Source organism: Kushneria sinocarnis (assembly GCF_003633775.1).
In the GTDB taxonomy this organism is placed as follows: Bacteria; Pseudomonadota; Gammaproteobacteria; order Pseudomonadales; family Halomonadaceae; genus Kushneria; species Kushneria sinocarnis.
Map to the genome: position 1 here is coordinate 249,527 of NZ_RBIN01000007.1, position 15,045 is coordinate 264,571.

17 protein-coding genes are annotated in these 15,045 nt (G+C 64.1%); 13 read left to right on the plus strand and 4 right to left on the minus strand.

Annotated elements, in window-relative coordinates; all coding sequences use genetic code 11:
• Positions 1 to 17: 17 nt before the first annotated feature.
• The 11 genes from C7446_RS13115 (at position 18) to C7446_RS13165 (ending at position 9,988) form a co-directional block, all read left to right on the plus strand.
• Positions 18 to 656: a phosphoribosylanthranilate isomerase gene (locus C7446_RS13115; protein ID WP_245977847.1), complete on the plus strand. Its 639-nt coding sequence runs from the start codon at positions 18 to 20 to the stop codon at positions 654 to 656.
• Positions 616 to 1,854 (plus strand): tryptophan synthase subunit beta, encoded by a 1,239-nt coding sequence (gene trpB, locus C7446_RS13120; RefSeq protein ID WP_121173563.1) that lies wholly within the window; start codon positions 616 to 618, stop codon positions 1,852 to 1,854. The genes C7446_RS13115 and trpB overlap by 41 nt, the downstream gene beginning before the upstream one ends.
• Before the next feature lie 10 nt (positions 1,855 to 1,864).
• Positions 1,865 to 2,671, plus strand: a complete 807-nt coding sequence (trpA, locus tag C7446_RS13125) for a tryptophan synthase subunit alpha (RefSeq protein ID WP_121173564.1) — start codon at positions 1,865 to 1,867, stop codon at positions 2,669 to 2,671.
• A gap of 100 nt (positions 2,672 to 2,771) precedes the next feature.
• On the plus strand, positions 2,772 to 3,707 hold the full coding sequence (gene accD, locus C7446_RS13130; protein WP_121173565.1) for an acetyl-CoA carboxylase, carboxyltransferase subunit beta: 936 nt from the start codon (positions 2,772 to 2,774) through the stop codon (positions 3,705 to 3,707).
• Complete coding sequence (gene folC / locus C7446_RS13135) at positions 3,704 to 4,975, plus strand: bifunctional tetrahydrofolate synthase/dihydrofolate synthase (protein WP_121173566.1); 1,272 nt, start codon at positions 3,704 to 3,706, stop codon at positions 4,973 to 4,975. The genes accD and folC overlap by 4 nt, the downstream gene beginning before the upstream one ends.
• Positions 4,972 to 5,700: an SPOR domain-containing protein gene (locus tag C7446_RS13140; protein WP_121173567.1), complete on the plus strand. Its 729-nt coding sequence runs from the start codon at positions 4,972 to 4,974 to the stop codon at positions 5,698 to 5,700. The genes folC and C7446_RS13140 overlap by 4 nt, the downstream gene beginning before the upstream one ends.
• A complete protein-coding gene (locus C7446_RS13145; RefSeq protein ID WP_121173568.1) occupies positions 5,700 to 6,296 on the plus strand; it encodes a CvpA family protein in 597 nt (198 codons plus the stop codon). Before C7446_RS13140 ends, C7446_RS13145 begins: the two co-directional genes overlap by 1 nt.
• A gap of 55 nt (positions 6,297 to 6,351) precedes the next feature.
• Entirely contained in the window at positions 6,352 to 7,869 is a 1,518-nt protein-coding gene (gene purF / locus C7446_RS13150) for an amidophosphoribosyltransferase (protein ID WP_121173569.1), read from the plus strand.
• A 54-nt stretch (positions 7,870 to 7,923) separates the two neighbouring features.
• Positions 7,924 to 9,108 carry an O-succinylhomoserine sulfhydrylase gene (locus C7446_RS13155; RefSeq protein ID WP_121173570.1) on the plus strand — a complete coding sequence of 395 codons (1,185 nt, stop codon included), beginning with the start codon at positions 7,924 to 7,926 and terminating at the stop codon, positions 9,106 to 9,108.
• A 174-nt stretch (positions 9,109 to 9,282) separates the two neighbouring features.
• Positions 9,283 to 9,615, plus strand: a complete 333-nt coding sequence (locus C7446_RS13160; protein ID WP_147408777.1) for an EF-hand domain-containing protein — start codon at positions 9,283 to 9,285, stop codon at positions 9,613 to 9,615.
• Positions 9,616 to 9,709: 94 nt separating this feature from the next.
• A complete protein-coding gene (locus C7446_RS13165; protein WP_121173572.1) occupies positions 9,710 to 9,988 on the plus strand; it encodes an EF-hand domain-containing protein in 279 nt (92 codons plus the stop codon).
• A gap of 42 nt (positions 9,989 to 10,030) precedes the next feature.
• Here the strand turns inward: C7446_RS13165 and C7446_RS13170 are convergent, their stop codons facing one another.
• Positions 10,031 to 11,221 (minus strand): amino acid aminotransferase, encoded by a 1,191-nt coding sequence (locus C7446_RS13170; RefSeq protein ID WP_121173573.1) that lies wholly within the window; start codon positions 11,219 to 11,221, stop codon positions 10,031 to 10,033.
• 183 nt (positions 11,222 to 11,404) lie between these two features.
• Here C7446_RS13170 and C7446_RS13175 point away from each other — a divergent pair, with 183 nt between their 5' ends.
• Positions 11,405 to 11,887: a MarR family transcriptional regulator gene (locus C7446_RS13175; RefSeq protein ID WP_121173574.1), complete on the plus strand. Its 483-nt coding sequence runs from the start codon at positions 11,405 to 11,407 to the stop codon at positions 11,885 to 11,887.
• 14 nt (positions 11,888 to 11,901) lie between these two features.
• Here C7446_RS13175 and cfa read toward each other — a convergent pair whose 3' ends face one another.
• Positions 11,902 to 13,053, minus strand: a complete 1,152-nt coding sequence (gene cfa / locus C7446_RS13180) for a cyclopropane fatty acyl phospholipid synthase (RefSeq protein WP_121173575.1) — start codon at positions 13,051 to 13,053, stop codon at positions 11,902 to 11,904.
• Between the two features lie 243 nt (positions 13,054 to 13,296).
• Between cfa and C7446_RS13185 the strand changes: the two genes are divergently transcribed.
• Complete coding sequence (locus C7446_RS13185) at positions 13,297 to 13,596, plus strand: MTH1187 family thiamine-binding protein (protein WP_121173576.1); 300 nt, start codon at positions 13,297 to 13,299, stop codon at positions 13,594 to 13,596.
• Between the two features lie 31 nt (positions 13,597 to 13,627).
• Here C7446_RS13185 and C7446_RS13190 read toward each other — a convergent pair whose 3' ends face one another.
• A complete protein-coding gene (locus tag C7446_RS13190; protein ID WP_121173577.1) occupies positions 13,628 to 13,981 on the minus strand; it encodes a hypothetical protein in 354 nt (117 codons plus the stop codon).
• Positions 13,982 to 14,055: 74 nt separating this feature from the next.
• Positions 14,056 to 14,976: a LysR family transcriptional regulator ArgP gene (locus C7446_RS13195; RefSeq protein WP_121173578.1), complete on the minus strand. Its 921-nt coding sequence runs from the start codon at positions 14,974 to 14,976 to the stop codon at positions 14,056 to 14,058.
• Positions 14,977 to 15,045: the final 69 nt, after the last annotated feature.

The following is a 15,045-nucleotide window of genomic DNA, read 5'->3' on the forward strand; positions in this document are numbered from 1 at the left end:
CCATGACGGGAGTCCGGATGAGTCGAGTTCGAGTCAAGATCTGTGGCATCACGCGTGAAGAGGATCTCGATACGGCAGTGGCCGCAGGGGCCGATGCGATCGGCTTCGTGATGTGGCCGGAGAGCGCGCGCGCCATCAGCGTGGAGCACATGATGACGCTCTCTGCCAGGGTGCCGCCGTTCGTGACCCGGGTGGGCCTGTTCGTCGATCAAAACGCCGAGCTGATCGCTCGCTGTGCCCCCTGGCTGGATCTGCTGCAGTTTCACGGCGATGAGCCGCCCGAGGCGTGTGAAGCCTACGGCAAGGCCTGGATCAAGGCCGTGCGCATGCGCGAGGAGGTCGATCTCGCCGCTGTCGAACAGCGCTACAGTGCCGCTCAGGGGCTGTTGCTGGATGCCTTTCGCCCCGGCATGCCGGGAGGAACGGGGGAGACCTTCGACTGGTCGCGGATTCCGCGAACGCTTGCAAAACCTGTTATTCTCGCCGGTGGTCTGACCCCGGACAACATCGATGCTGCCATCGCTGCCGTACGCCCGTGGGGCGTTGATGTCTCGGGCGGTGTCGAGCGCGAGCGCGGCATCAAGGATCCTGCACGGCTGCAGGCTTTCATTCGGAATGTATCAAACAGAGGTGTCACCGGTGAGCCGATACAGTGATCTGACCCGACTGCCTGACGCCCGGGGACGCTACGGCGTTCACGGTGGCCGGTTCGTGTCGGAGACCCTCAGCTTTGCGCTCGAGGAGCTCGAGCGCATTTATGCAGGGCTGAAGGACGACGCCGAATTTCAGGCGGCCTTCGATTACGATCTGAGCCATTACGTGGGGCGGCCCTCGCCGCTTTATCACGCCTCGCGCTGGTCGAACGAACTGGGTGGGGCGCAGATCTGGCTCAAGCGCGAGGATCTCAACCACACCGGCGCGCACAAGATCAACAACACCATCGGTCAGGCTCTGCTGGCGAAGAAGTCCGGCAAGCCGCGGGTGATTGCCGAAACCGGTGCCGGTCAGCATGGTGTTGCCACGGCAACCGTCTGTGCCCGGCTGGGGCTGAAGTGCGAGATCTACATGGGCGCCGAGGATGTCGAACGTCAAAAGCTCAATGTCTATCGCATGCGCCTGCTCGGTGCCGAGGTGCACGCTGTCGAATCCGGCTCGCGCACGCTCAAGGATGCCATGAACGAGGCCCTGCGTGACTGGGTGACCAATGTCGATGATACCTTCTACATCATTGGCACGGTGGCCGGGCCTCACCCCTATCCGGCCATGGTGCGCGACTTCACCTCGGTCATCGGACGCGAGGCGCGGCGCCAGTCGCTGGAGCAGATCGGTCACCTGCCCGATGCGCTGGTGGCCTGTGTCGGTGGCGGATCCAATGCCATCGGCCTGTTCTATCCCTTCATCGAGGACGAGGGCGTGGCCATGTACGGCGTCGAGGCCGGAGGCGAAGGCATCGAAAGCGGCCGCCACGCCGCGCCGCTGGCCGGCAATGCGCCGCGTGGCGTGCTTCACGGCAATCGCACCTATATCATGTCCGACGAGGGCGGCCAGGTACTCGATACCCACTCCATCTCGGCAGGCCTGGACTATCCGGGGGTCGGCCCCGAGCATGCGCACTGGAAGGACATTGGCCGGGTCAACTATGTCGTGGCCAATGACGACCAGGTGCTGGAAGCATTCCGTGAGGTGACGCGCATCGAGGGCATCATGCCGGCACTGGAAACGGCGCACGCACTCGCTCATGCGAAGGTGCTGGCCAGGGAGATGACGCCCGATCAGCACATCGTCGTCAATCTTTCCGGGCGTGGCGACAAGGACATTCTGACAGTGGCCAGGATAGATGGTATCGAATTCTGAGAATCGCGGCATGAACCGCATTGACCAATGCTTCGCTCGCCTGCGCGACGAGTCCCGCAAGGCGCTGATTCCCTATATCACGGCCGGCGACCCGGCGCCGCAGTACACCGCCGAGTTCCTGCACGCGCTGGTGGAGGCCGGTGCCGACCTGCTGGAAGTGGGGGTGCCGTTTTCCGACCCCATGGCCGATGGCCCGGTGATTCAGAAGGCCTGCGAGCGGGCCCTGAAACAGGGCACCCGGCTGAGTCACGTGTTCGATATCGTGCGCGAATTCCGGCAAGAGGATACCCGGACACCGATCGTGCTGATGGGCTATCTCAATCCCATCGAGCGAATGGGCTATGACACCTTTGCCCGCGAGTGTCGCGCGGCCGGCGTGGATGGGGTGCTGATCGTCGACATGCCTCCGGAGGAAGCCGATGAGCTCAGCGTGCACCTCAACGAGCACGCGCTGCATGCCGTTTATCTGATCGCTCCGACCACTTCCGATGAGCGCGCAGCGGTCATCGGACGGCATGGCTCCGGCTATCTCTACTACGTATCGCTCAAGGGTGTGACCGGTTCGGCCAGCATCGATGTCGAGGCCGTTTCCCGTCAGCTCGCGCATCTGCGCCAGTTCAGCGATCTGCCGCTGTGCGTGGGCTTCGGCATCCGTGATGCGCAGTCGGCAGCGGCCGTGGCGCAGGTGGCCGATGGCGTGATCGTGGGGAGTGCGCTGGTCGGCTTGATTGCCGACAATGCCGACACCCCCGATGTGATCGCGACCAAGCTGGCGGGTACCCTGGCCGGCATGCGCGAGGCCATGGACCGTACCTGAATCTCCCCGGCAGTCGCCCGCTTGCGGCTGCCGGCGTCAGTATCCGGTTTCGGCCGGATCAACGCATTCGTTCCAATCGCAACTCCGGAAACCTTTTGCCATGAGCTGGCTCGACAAGATTGTTCCCTCGATGGGGCGCACCCAGCGCACCGATCGTCGCAACAGCATCCCCGATGGCCTGTGGCGCAAGTGTCCCAGCTGTGAAGCGGTGCTCTACCGTCCCGAGCTGGAGCGTCACCACAATGTCTGTCCCAAGTGCGATCACCACCTGCGCCTTGGGGCCCGCAAGCGTCTGGGCTGGTTCCTTGATGAAGCGGGCCGCGAAGAGATCGCTCCGAATCTGGAACCGGTCGATCGCCTGCGCTTTCGCGACTCCAAGAAGTACAAGGATCGTCTGGCCAGCGCCCAGAAGAGTACCGAAGAGAACGATGCCCTGGTCGCCATGCGCGGGACCGTCGATGGTCTGCCGGTGGTGGCCGTGGCCTTCGAGTTCTCCTTCATGGGCGGCTCGATGGGCAGTGTGGTGGGCGAGAAGTTTGCCCAGGCGGCTACCATGGCGCGGGAACAGCGCTGCCCGCTGGTCTGTTTTTCCGCCAGTGGCGGTGCGCGCATGCAGGAAGCACTGTTTTCGCTGATGCAGATGGCCAAGACCTCGGCGGCGCTGGAACGGCTGCGCCAGAGCGGCGTGCCCTATGTGTCGGTGCTGACCGATCCGGTCTTCGGCGGTGTTTCGGCTTCGCTGGCGATGCTCGGGGATCTCAACATTGCCGAGCCCGGCGCGCTGATCGGCTTCGCCGGCCCCCGGGTCATCGAGCAGACCGTGCGCGAAAAGCTGCCGGAGGGCTTCCAGCGCAGTGAGTTCCTGCTCGAACATGGCACGGTCGACATGATCCTGCATCGTCAGGACATGCGTGATCGGCTGGGGAGCCTGATGCGCAAGCTTACCCACCAGCCCGAGCCCGAGCCCAGTGAGTCCGAGGGGAGCAGCGCGACTGTCTCGACCTTCGATGGCGGTGAGGCAGACACCAGCGAATGACCGACCCAACCCTGGCGCAATGGCTGAGCGACCTCGAACAGCGCCATCCGGTGAGTATCGAGCTCGGCCTCGAGCGGGTGGGAGCGGTCGCCGAGCGGCTCGGCCTGACCCGTGCGCCGATCGCCGGCCGGGTCATTACCGTCGCCGGCACCAATGGCAAGGGGTCGACGGTGGCCATGATCGAAGGCGTGGCCCGGGCCCACGGGCTGACCACGGCGGCCTATACCTCGCCGCATCTGCAGCGTTTCAACGAGCGTCTGGCGCTGTCCGGCCGGGAACTGGCGGACGAGAGCTGGGTCCGCGCGCTGGAAACCGTGGAGCGGGCCCGCGACGAGACCCGCCTGACCTATTTCGAGATGACCACGCTGGCGGCACTGTGGCTGATTGCCGAGCAGCAGCCGGCGCTGGCCGTGCTGGAAGTGGGACTCGGCGGTCGGCTCGATGCGGTCAATGTCATTGATGCCGATGTCGCGGTGATCACCACGATTGCCCACGACCACGCGGCCTTTCTGGGCGATGATCTGGCCGGAATCGGGCGGGAAAAGGCCGGCATCATGCGCGCCGGTCGTCCGGTGGTACTGGGCAGTCGCGACATGGTGGACTCGGTCGTGCAGCATGCCGAAGGGCTGCCCGTTGCCGGGTGCCACCGGCTGGGTCGTGAGTTCGACTGCAGTATCGACACCCGTATGGCAGGGTGGCGGTGGCAGGGCGATGCCTCGCGACCGGTGCTGGCCGATCTGCCCGACCCCGGCTTGCCGCTGGATAATGCCGCCACCGCACTGCAGGCGCTGCACTGTGCCGGCGTGCCGCTTGTGCAGGCGCAGGTACAGGCGGCCCTGAACGGCATCGAGCTGCCCGGGCGCATGCAGTGGCATGATCGCTGGTGTCTGGATGTCGCCCACAATCCGCATGCTGCGCTACATGTGGCGCAGCGCTTGCAGCAGCGTCCGGCAGTGAAGCGGTTGGCACTGCTGGGGATGCTGGCTGACAAGGATATCGAGGGCGTGGTGAGCGCTCTGGCACCGGTGGTCGACGAATGGCTGATTACCGGGCTCGAAGGCCCCCGCGCCCTGAGCGCCGAACAGCTGGCCGAGCGGGTAACCCGTGCAGGTGGCCGGCTCCGGGAACAAACCGATCAGCCCGCTGCCGGAGTGCAATGGTTGCGCGATCACGCGGATGAATACGATGAAGCGCTGATCTGTGGTTCATTCCTGACCGTGGGGGCAGCGCTGGCGGCCATGGTCGAGGAGAGGGAGAAATCTGCATGAAGTATGGCAAGCGCGAGCGCATTGTCGGAGCAGTCATCATCATTGCGGTGGCCGTGATCGTGCTGCCGATGCTGTTCGGCGACCCCGAGCCGCGTGATCAGGGGCCGTCGCCGACCATGACCATCGAACAGCCGATCGATGTGCAGCGTGACGATGTCCAGAGCCCCGAATCGCCGCTCGACGAGCGTCAGGCCGCGCAGGGCGGCAATCAGTCTCCGGCGCCCCAGCCGGACAGCCGGCCGCAGCAGGGCAATCCGCAGGCCTCGCAGAGCTCGCAGCTGCTGCCTTCCTCGCCCGGCAACGGGCAGTCCGGCTCGCCTGCCGATCGTGAAGGTGCGCCCTCGGGTACGGCGGAGCGTCAGTCGGCAGCGCCGACCGAGCAGCCGGCCGGGCGTGATTCATCTGCCGAGACCGCATCGCAGCAGTCAGGCTCCTCCGAGCCGCAGCAGGAGAGCGACGATCCCATCATGAACGCGGCCAATCGCGGCAGCGGCAGTGGTGGCTGGGCCGTGCAGGCCGGCAGTTTCGGCAAGGCGGATAACGCCGATCGGCTGGTCAGCAGGCTCAAGGACCTGGGCTTCGATGCCTACCAGAAGGCCCGCAACGATCTGCAGACCGTCTATGTGGGACCCTACAACTCTTCCGAAGCCGGTGAGCAGGCGCGCACCCAGCTTCAGCAGCGGGCCAACATCAAGGGCCTCGTTGTGCGCCGAGACGAACAGTAATGAGCTGGACCTGGGTCGATGGCGTTATTGCCGCGATCCTGCTGATGTCCACGCTGTCAGGCGCCATGCGCGGCTTCATTCGCGCCGCGCTGGGCCTGGCCGCGTGGATAGCGGCGCTGATTGCAGCCTCCCGCTATGCCGGTCGGGCCGGCGAGCTGCTGCGCGATCATGTTGCCAACAGCGACATTCGGCTGGCGATCGGCTTCGTACTGGTGGTATTGGTGGTGGTCATCGCGACCGGTATCGTCATTCGGGTGCTGCACGCTCTGATCGAGTGGGTTGGCATGGGCCCCTTCAACCGTCTGCTGGGCGCGCTGTTCGGACTGTTGCGGGGTGGAGCCATCGTGGTGCTGCTGATGGCGGTGGCCGCACTCTCGCCGATGCAGCTGAGCACTGCCTGGCAGCAGTCGGTGCTGCTGCCGGTGGTGCTGGATCTGCGCGATGCGGCACTGGCGCGCTTTGCACCCGATACGGGAGATCGGTATCGTCAGCGCGCGCTCGAACTGCTGAAGCAGGGAGGTGCGCCACTGACCCGGCCGCCCCCGGAACGTGCCATGCCGCCTTCTGCAGAGAGTAACGGGACCCGACTGCAGTAAACGACCTGCGCGATGCCTGATGCAGGTATCGCAGCGCTAGCGAGGTGAAGACCGAATGTGCGGAATCGTGGGCCTGATGGCCAACTCAATGGTGAATCAGGCGGTCTATGATGCCCTGACCGTGATGCAGCACCGCGGTCAGGACGCCGCCGGGATGATGACCTGGGATGAAGGGCGCTTCCTGTTGCGCAAGAGCAACGGGCTGGTACGCGACGTCTTCCATACCCGACACATGAAACGGCTGAGAGGCAACATCGGCATTGGTCATGTCCGCTATCCGACGGCCGGTTCCTCCAGCGAGGCCGAGTCCCAGCCCTTTTATGTCAACTCCCCCTATGGCATGGCGCTGGTACACAACGGCAACCTGACCAACTCCGATCAGCTGGTTCAGGAGCTGTTCAAGACCGATCTGCGCCATATCAACACCAGTTCGGATTCCGAAGTCCTGCTCAATGTCTTCGCCCATGAACTGGGCAAGCAGGGGCATCAGCTCGACGCCGAGGATATCTTCGATGCCATCCGGCGGGTGCATCGTCGCTGCAAGGGTGGCTACGCGGCGGTGGCCATCATCAACGGCCAGGGGCTGGTTGCCTTTCGCGATCCGCACGGCATCCGCCCGGTGGTCTTCGGCAAGCGCGAGACCCCGGACGGGCCGGAATACATGATCGCCTCGGAGTCGGTGGCACTGGATGTGGCCGGTTTCGAGATGATTCGCGATCTGGCGCCGGGTGAAGCCGTCTTCATCGACCTGCAGCGTCAGGTGCATACCCAGCGCTGCGCCGAGAATACCCGGCTGACGCCCTGCATCTTCGAGTATGTCTATCTGGCCCGGCCGGATTCGATTCTCGATGGTGCCAACGTCTACTGGACGCGAATGCGGATGGGCCAGAAGCTGGCGGCCAAGATCGAGCGCGAGTGGGCCGATCATGATATCGATGTAGTCATTCCGATCCCCGATACCAGCCGGACCGCTGCACTCGAGCTGGCGCAGCATCTGGGGGTCACCTACCGCGAAGGGTTCATGAAGAACCGCTATATCGGTCGGACCTTCATCATGCCCGGCCAGACCCTGCGCAAGAAGTCGGTGCGTCAGAAGCTCAACGCCATCGACATCGAGTTCCAGGACAAGAACGTGCTGCTGGTCGATGACTCGATCGTGCGGGGAACGACCTGCAACGAGATCATCCAGATGGCGCGTGAAGCAGGCGCGCGCAATGTCTACTTTGCCTCTGCGGCGCCGGCAGTGCGCTATCCCAATGTCTACGGCATCGACATGCCGGTGGCAATGGAGCTGATCGCACATGATCGCAGTGAAGAGGATGTGGCGCACCTGATCGGTGCCGATCGCCTGATCTATCAGGATCTCGATGATCTCAGGGCCGCCGTGAGCGAGATCAATCCGGAACTGAGCGAATTCGACTGTTCGGTCTTCGATGGCCGCTATGTCACCGGCGATATCGATCCGGACTATCTGGCCCGCCTTGAGATCGCGCGCAGTGATGCGGCCCGTCAGCAGGAGGCCAGCGATCATGCGCTGGTGGATCTGCACAACGACACCGAAGAGATCGAATGACCCACGTCGGGTCGGCAGCCGCCGACCCGCTGACGCTAGCGAACGAGGCCGTTCATGCAAGATGATGAGCCACTCTGGCATCCCGATACCCTGGCCATCCGCGCCGGCCATCAGCGTACCGGTGAGCAGGAGCATTCCGAGCCGATCTTTCCGACGTCGAGCTTTGTCTATGCCAGCGCCGCCGAGGCGGCCCGGAAGTTCACGGGGGAAGAAGCGGGGAATGTCTATTCTCGCTTTACCAACCCCACCGTGCAGACCTTCGAAACCAGGCTGGCGGCCATGGAAGGTGGCGAGCGCTGCGTGGCCACGGCATCCGGCATGGCGGCCATCATGTCGCTGGTACTGGGGCTGCTGGAAGCAGGCGACGAGATCGTGGCCTCGCGTTCGCTGTTCGGCTCGACCGTCAGTCTGTTCGACAAGTATTTCGGCAAGTTCGGTGTGGTGACCCGCTTTGTCGAGCTTTCCGATCTTCAGGCCTGGCAGGAGGCCATTACCCCGCGCACCCGGCTGCTGTTCGCGGAGACGCCTTCCAATCCGCTCTCCGAGCTGGTGGATATTGAGGCACTGGCTAACATCGCCCATCAGGCCGATGCCTGGCTTGCAATCGACAACTGCTTCTGTACCCCGGCCCTGCAGCGCCCCTTCGAACTGGGGGCGGACCTGGTGGTGCACTCGGCGACCAAGTATCTCGACGGGCAGGGGCGTGCCGTGGGCGGCGCCGTGGTGGGTCCCGAAGCCCTGCTCAAGGAGGTGCACGGCGTGGTACGCACCTGCGGCCCCTGCATGAGTCCGTTCAACGCCTGGATCTTTACCAAGGGGCTGGAGACGCTGGGCCTTCGCATGCGGGCCCACTGCGATAACGCCCTGCATCTGGCGCGCTGGCTGGAAGCCCATCCGAAGGTGGCACGGGTTTACTACAGTGGGCTGGAGAATCACCCCCAGCATGCGCTGGCCCGGCGTCAGCAGCAGGGCTTCGGCGCGGTACTGGGCTTCGAGGTCGAGGGCGGCCGCGCGGCTGCCTGGTCGGTAATTGATGCCTGTCGGCTGCTGTCGATTACCGGCAACCTCGGCGATACCAAGACCACCATCACCCATCCGGCCACCACCACGCATGGCCGGCTCAGCGATGAGCAGAAAGCCGCGGCCGGCATCGGCGAAGGGCTGATCCGGATTGCCGTGGGGCTGGAGCATCAGGAGGATCTGCAGCGCGATCTGGCGAGCGGTCTCGATCGGCTGTAAGCCTCCCGGTGGCTCGCGGCACGGGCAGACGCCGGCCAGGCCTGCCCCTTTCACGGGCCGGGCAGCGGATGACATGCCGGCCCCCGGCATGGCACAAACGCAGACAGAACAGTCACCATGACATGGTCGCAGCGTTCGAGTCGGTCATGTCCCGGATGCGATCGGAGGAGTGGCATGTCACTGAGTGCAGGCGTACGCAGGCGAAGGCGTGTCATGGCGGTGCTGCTGTCAGCCGGCACCGTGGTGGCAGGCGTCACGGGATGCACTACCCCGGTCGACTCGTCGACGGCTGATGACGGCGATGCTGCAGCGGACAGGCACGCCTTTGAAGTACATGACCGGGATGGCGATGACCGACTCTCGCCGCTGGAGCTCGAGCAGGCCGGGCTGGGCGAGCAGTGGCATGTGTTCGATCGTGATGGCAGCGGTGCCGTTTCCTTCCCCGAGTTTCGTCGTGGTCTTGCCGATCCGGAAGTGCGCCAGCGGGGCGATGAAGTGCGGCGATGAGGTGCGGCGCCAGGTCCGATCCACGTTCCGGCATGGCAGCCGGCGCCGAAAGAGGCGATCCTTGAGCGATCGGTAACTCTGGAGCGCACATGCCATGAACGTGAAGTCGGGAGTCCTGCTATTGACCGGTCTGCTGCTGCTGGAGGGCTGTGCCGGCAGTGCCCCCTCATCCCGGGCGCGCGTCGGGGACCCGGGCGCCACCTTCGGTCAGGTCGATCTCAATGGCAATGGGCTGATCTCGCAGCAGGAGTTCGATGCCTCGGGACTGCCCCAGAGCTGGCGCCAGGTGGATCTGGACAGCAACGGCTACATCGATCAGGATGAATACCGCCGGGTGTATGGTCCCAGTGCACTCGATCTGCACCACGATTAGCAGATTGCCGGCCGGCCGCCGGAAACCGACGGCCGGAGCGGTTCAGTCGACGACGCTGGCGATGGCGCGCGCCACGTAGTCCAGTCTGTCGGCCGAGAGCCCAGCCACGTTGGCGCGCCCGGAGCGGACCATGTAGATGGCAAATTCGTCGCGCAGCCGATCGACCTGCTGCGGAGAGAGGCCGGTATAGGAAAACATGCCGCGCTGCTCGCGGATGAAGGCAAAGCGGTCGCTCAGGCCGTGGGGCGCGAGTGCTTCGACGAAATCGTGACGCAGGCTGTTGATGCGATCCCGCATGCCCGTGACTTCCTCCTCCCACTCGGCACGCAGGGTGGCATCGCTCAGGATCTCCCTGACCACGGCCGCACCATGGGCAGGCGGGTTGGAGTAGTTCTCGCGGGCCGTGATGGCGATCTGGGAGCGGACATTCTGCATCTGCTCGCTGTCACGGGCGATCATGATCAGTGCGCCGGTGCGTTCGCGATAGAGACCGAAGTTCTTCGAGCAGGAGCTGGTGATGATGGCCTCATCCAGATTGTCGGCCAGCAGCCTGGCGCCATGGGCGTCTGCTTCCAGACCGTCACCGAAGCCCTGGTAGGCAAAGTCGATCAGCGGCAGCAGCCTGCGGCGCTTCACGATGTTCAGCACTTCCTGCCACTGCTCGTGATTCAGGTCGAATCCGGAAGGGTTGTGGCAGCAGGCATGCAACAGCACGACATCGCCTTCGGGAATGCGCTCCAGGCAGTCGCGCATGGCCTCGAAATCGAGTCGGTTGTCATCGCTGACATAGGGGTAGCGTTCCATGCTGATGCCGGCTGCCTCGAAGATGCCGGTATGATTGGGCCAGGTCGGGTTGCTCAGCCAGATCGAGCTATTCGGCAGCTGACTGCGAATGAAATCGGCGGCCAGCCGCAGCGCCCCGGTGCCACCGGGAGACTGGGTGACGCTGGCACGATCGTCGGCCAGCACCGGCGAGTCGGCGCCGAGCACCAGTGACAGGATGGCGCGGCCATATTCAGGGTCACCATGTGAACCGATATAGCTCTTGGTGCGTTCGCTTTCGAGCAGCCGTGCTTCCGCCTTCTTGACCGAGGCAAGAACCGGCGTCTCGCCATGAGCGTCCCGATAGACACCGACACCCAGATCCACCTTCTCGGGATTGGGGTCCTGTTTGAAGGCTTCGATCAGTCCCAGGATGGCATCACCTGGGACGCGCTCGATTCGCTCGAACATCGGGGCTACCTCATCAGCAGTAAACGATCGGTTGGCGACCGCGGAAACGGTCACGCCATCTCACCCGACAGGTGAGCGTGGCATTCATGGCCATCATGATGCCACTGCCATTGCGGTACTTCCACCGCGCACCGGCAGCAGGACATGATTGCCGCTATTTCCGGAGATTTGTAGGATATCGCCATGACCACATACTCCGAGCAGCCCTTCGATCAGTTGTCGCTGGGCATGCGACTGGCACTGCTGCAGCGACGCTGGCGCTGCTGCATCGATACCGGCATGGCTCCGCTGGGGCTGACCCAGTCACGCTGGGCGGTGCTGATTCATCTCGATCGCCTGGGGGAGGGCGTGCGTCAGTCGGCACTCGCCCGTGCGCTCGGCATCGAGCTGCCCTCCCTGATGCGTACACTCGAGCTGCTGGAGCAGGAGGGGCTGGTGCAGCGCACACGCTGCAGCGAGGACCGGCGTGCGCGCAGTGTCACCTTTACCGACGCCGGGCGGGAGATGCTGGAAACGGTCAGGGCGCGGGCCGCGGAACTCGAACGCAGCCTGCTGGCTGCGTTGAGCGAGGAGGAGCAGGCGAGTTTCGAGGATATGCTCAACCGCCTGGCCGGGCACGCGCATCAGGTGATGGCAACGCTTGATGATGTGCCGGCGTCGAGGTAGACGCCGGTCACGCCTCAGCGCGGGGCGTCATAGCGCCCGGGCCGCCCGTGCGAGAACACCACCTGCCAGAGCTGGATGTCACGGGCCCGGAACGCCGCGGCACAGACGTTCAGGTAGTACTGGAACATGCGGTGTGCGGTTTCGCTGTAGCTTCCGGCCAGTTCCGGCCATGCCTTTTCGAAGTTCTCGTACCAGGCCATGAGGGTGCGATCATAGTCGGCACCGAAGTTCTGCCAGTCCTCCATGACCAGCTGGTTCTCGGTGGGCGCGATGATCTGGGCAACCGAAGGCAGTACCCCGTTGGGGAAGATGTACTTGTTGATCCAGGGGTCGGCGCTGACCCGGGACTCGTTGGAGCCGATGGTGTGCAGCACGAACAGGCCGTCGGGCGCCAGCAGCCGTTTCACGGTGTCGAAATAGGTCTGGTAGTTCTTCTGGCCGACGTGCTCGAACATGCCGATCGACACGATCCGGTCGAACTGCCCGGTCAGGTCACGGTAATCCTCCAGCAGGATCTCCACCGGCAGGCCCTCGCAGCGCTGGCGTGCCAGTTCGGCCTGCTCCTTCGAGATGGTGATGCCCGTGACCTCGACGCCGTAGTGGCGTGCGGCATGCTCGGCGAAACTGCCCCAGCCACAGCCGATGTCCAGCACTTTCATGCCGGGGCTCAGATCAAGCTTGCGGGCGGCCAGATCGAGCTTGGCCACCTGCGCCTCGTGCAGGGTGGTCGCTTCCTTCCAGTAGCCGCAGGAGTAGCACATGGTGTCATCGAGCATGCGCTCGAAGAGATCATTGCCGAAATCGTAGTGTTGCTCGCCGACCATGTAGGCGCGCGTTTTGCTCTGCAGGTTGGTGAAGGTTGACTGCAGCTGGTACATGAAGCGTTCGAGCGGGGTATGCGCCTGGTCGCCGAGTCCGGCCTGAAGCAGGCGGGTCATCATCTCGTCGATGCGCTCACACTCCCACCAGCCTTCCATGTAGGACTCACCCAGTCCCAGCGAGCCATTCTTCAATACGCGCGAGAAGAAGCGCGGGTTACGTACCCGAATATCCCACGGATTACTACCATTGAGGGCGATGCCGGTGCCTTCGAGCATGCGCTCGATGACGTGACGCGATCTGGTATCCGGTAGCGTGGTGGATTCATTGACGGTTGGACTCGTCATGCTGCCTCCCTGTGTAAGTCCCTGAATGTCAGTGGGCACCGACACCCGTCCGGCGTGTCCTGTGGACTATTATAAGCAACCGCGAGGCGCACAAGCATGAACCTTGCGGATACAATGATCATAAACCGATCATGGCGATTAAGCGAGTCTTAACCCATTGAATGAAATGATGCGGCTCATTCAGAAGTTTCCCGGGGCAGTATGGCCTGGCTGTTATCACGATAATGCATGCGGAGGCGAACAATGCAGGTCATGATCGATCTATGTGTGGTGCCACTGGGCGTAGGGGTTTCGGTTTCGGCGCATGTGGCGGCCTGTCAGGAAGAGATCGAGGCAGCCGGGCTGTCCTATCGGACACATGCCTATGGCACCAATATCGAAGGGGAGTGGGATGATGTCCTTGCAGTGGTCAAGCGGTGTCACGAACGGGTGCACGAGATGGGCGCGCCGCGGATAACCACGTCGATGCGCGTGGGCACCCGCACCGATCGTGAGCAGGGGCTGGATGACAAGGTCGAAAGTGTCCGGCGTCAGCGTTGCTGACACCCTCCCGAACAGGGCGGCGATGGCCTGCCTACAGGCACTGATAGCCCAGTTCGACCCGCCAGGCCTCACCCTCCTGGCTGCCGGCCGCGATCTCACCCAGGGTCGGGGGCAGGGTCTCGATTGTCGCCAGATCCTGCCGGGCCCGGTGGCCCGGCGGGGCCACGTCCGTGGTACGGACCTGCAGTCGGCGCTGCTGCTGGCTGCACTGCCGACCGGCGCTGTCGGTCGCTGCGTCGAGCGCATTGATGCGATCCTGGCCCCGGGCCGTGATGTGATGCACGGGAGCCTCATGCGGGGTAGCGGCGCCGATGCAGCCGGTCAGCAGCAGGGCAAGGGCCGCGGCCAGCGGGTACAGGATGTGACGGAATGCGGAAGTCGTCATTGGCAGTGTCCTCCGAGCGTCGTCAACAGGGCGGTATCGATCCCTCCTTCCTCCGATATCGCCACCCGCGAGGCTCAGGTCGGTGGCACGGGTTCGTGCCGTTCCGACTCGGAGAGATCGGTCAGCCAGTGCCGGGCAACCCGGGTCAGATGCTCGCTGAGCGCTTCCAGCACCTGCCCGCCCTGGCGCCAGTAGTGCCAGTATAACGGCACCACGATCTTGGTATCGTGCTCGAGCAGGGAAAGCTCGCCGCGTTCGAGGGCGTCGTGACACTGCAGTTCGGGCACCAGGCCATAGCCGAGTCCGGCCCGGATCATGCGGTGAAAGCCTTCCGAGGAGGGGCAGAGGTGATGGGGAAAGGGCGCGGTAACGCCGTGATGGGCAATGTAGCGCTGATGCAGCCGGTCATCGGAGCCGAACACCACACCCGGTGCTTCGGTCAGTGCGTCAGGCGTGATACCTCCGGGGAAATGGCGCTCGAGGAAGCCGGGCGTGGCGACCGGCAGGTAGCGCATGCCGCCGAGCGGTCGGGCACGCGCGCCCTGTACCGAGCGGGGAGTCGCGCACAGGCAGGCCGCTACCTCGCCATCGCGCATGCGGGTCAGTGCCGTTTCCTGATCCTCGACCACCAGATCGAACAGCAGGGGCTGGCCGGTATCGAAATCGGCAACCGCCTCGCACCACCAGGTGTCGAGACTGTCGGCGTTGAGGGCAATGCGCAGGCGGTGCTCGCGCTCTCCCAGTGCCGGCACGTAGTCGAGCAGGTCATGCTCGAGCAGTCGGACCTGCTGGATGTGATTGAGCAGTCGCCGGCCCAGCTCGGTGGGGGCGATGCGCGGTGCGCGTACCAGCACCGGCTGGCCCAGCCGGGACTCCAGCAGCTTGATGCGCTGGGAGACGGCGGACTGGGTCAGTCCCAGCGCCTGGGCGCCGCGCTCGAATCCGGCCTGATCCACCACGGCCCCCAGGGCTTCCAGAAGTTTATAATCCAGCATAAGAAAGGTTCAAAAAGTTGTGACTGGATAAGCAGTATCGATAAAAGCATAAGTCAAAATGCGGTCGCT

What these genes read in the sequence shown, in the direction of transcription:
- C7446_RS13195 (WP_121173578.1), bottom strand. Translation starts at nt 14,976, where the DNA reads ATGCTGGATTATAAACTTCTGGAAGCCCTGGGGGCCGTGGTGGATCAG.
- trpB (WP_121173563.1), top strand. Translation starts at nt 616, where the DNA reads ATGTATCAAACAGAGGTGTCACCGGTGAGCCGATACAGTGATCTGACC.
- C7446_RS13145 (WP_121173568.1), top strand. Translation starts at nt 5,700, where the DNA reads ATGAGCTGGACCTGGGTCGATGGCGTTATTGCCGCGATCCTGCTGATG.
- C7446_RS13170 (WP_121173573.1), bottom strand. Translation starts at nt 11,221, where the DNA reads ATGTTCGAGCGAATCGAGCGCGTCCCAGGTGATGCCATCCTGGGACTG.
- C7446_RS13190 (WP_121173577.1), bottom strand. Translation starts at nt 13,981, where the DNA reads ATGACGACTTCCGCATTCCGTCACATCCTGTACCCGCTGGCCGCGGCC.
- C7446_RS13165 (WP_121173572.1), top strand. Translation starts at nt 9,710, where the DNA reads ATGAACGTGAAGTCGGGAGTCCTGCTATTGACCGGTCTGCTGCTGCTG.
- C7446_RS13155 (WP_121173570.1), top strand. Translation starts at nt 7,924, where the DNA reads ATGCAAGATGATGAGCCACTCTGGCATCCCGATACCCTGGCCATCCGC.
- C7446_RS13115 (WP_245977847.1), top strand. Translation starts at nt 18, where the DNA reads ATGAGTCGAGTTCGAGTCAAGATCTGTGGCATCACGCGTGAAGAGGAT.
- C7446_RS13140 (WP_121173567.1), top strand. Translation starts at nt 4,972, where the DNA reads ATGAAGTATGGCAAGCGCGAGCGCATTGTCGGAGCAGTCATCATCATT.
- folC (WP_121173566.1), top strand. Translation starts at nt 3,704, where the DNA reads ATGACCGACCCAACCCTGGCGCAATGGCTGAGCGACCTCGAACAGCGC.
- C7446_RS13160 (WP_147408777.1), top strand. Translation starts at nt 9,283, where the DNA reads ATGTCACTGAGTGCAGGCGTACGCAGGCGAAGGCGTGTCATGGCGGTG.
- cfa (WP_121173575.1), bottom strand. Translation starts at nt 13,053, where the DNA reads ATGACGAGTCCAACCGTCAATGAATCCACCACGCTACCGGATACCAGA.
- accD (WP_121173565.1), top strand. Translation starts at nt 2,772, where the DNA reads ATGAGCTGGCTCGACAAGATTGTTCCCTCGATGGGGCGCACCCAGCGC.
- trpA (WP_121173564.1), top strand. Translation starts at nt 1,865, where the DNA reads ATGAACCGCATTGACCAATGCTTCGCTCGCCTGCGCGACGAGTCCCGC.
- C7446_RS13175 (WP_121173574.1), top strand. Translation starts at nt 11,405, where the DNA reads ATGACCACATACTCCGAGCAGCCCTTCGATCAGTTGTCGCTGGGCATG.
- C7446_RS13185 (WP_121173576.1), top strand. Translation starts at nt 13,297, where the DNA reads ATGCAGGTCATGATCGATCTATGTGTGGTGCCACTGGGCGTAGGGGTT.
- purF (WP_121173569.1), top strand. Translation starts at nt 6,352, where the DNA reads ATGTGCGGAATCGTGGGCCTGATGGCCAACTCAATGGTGAATCAGGCG.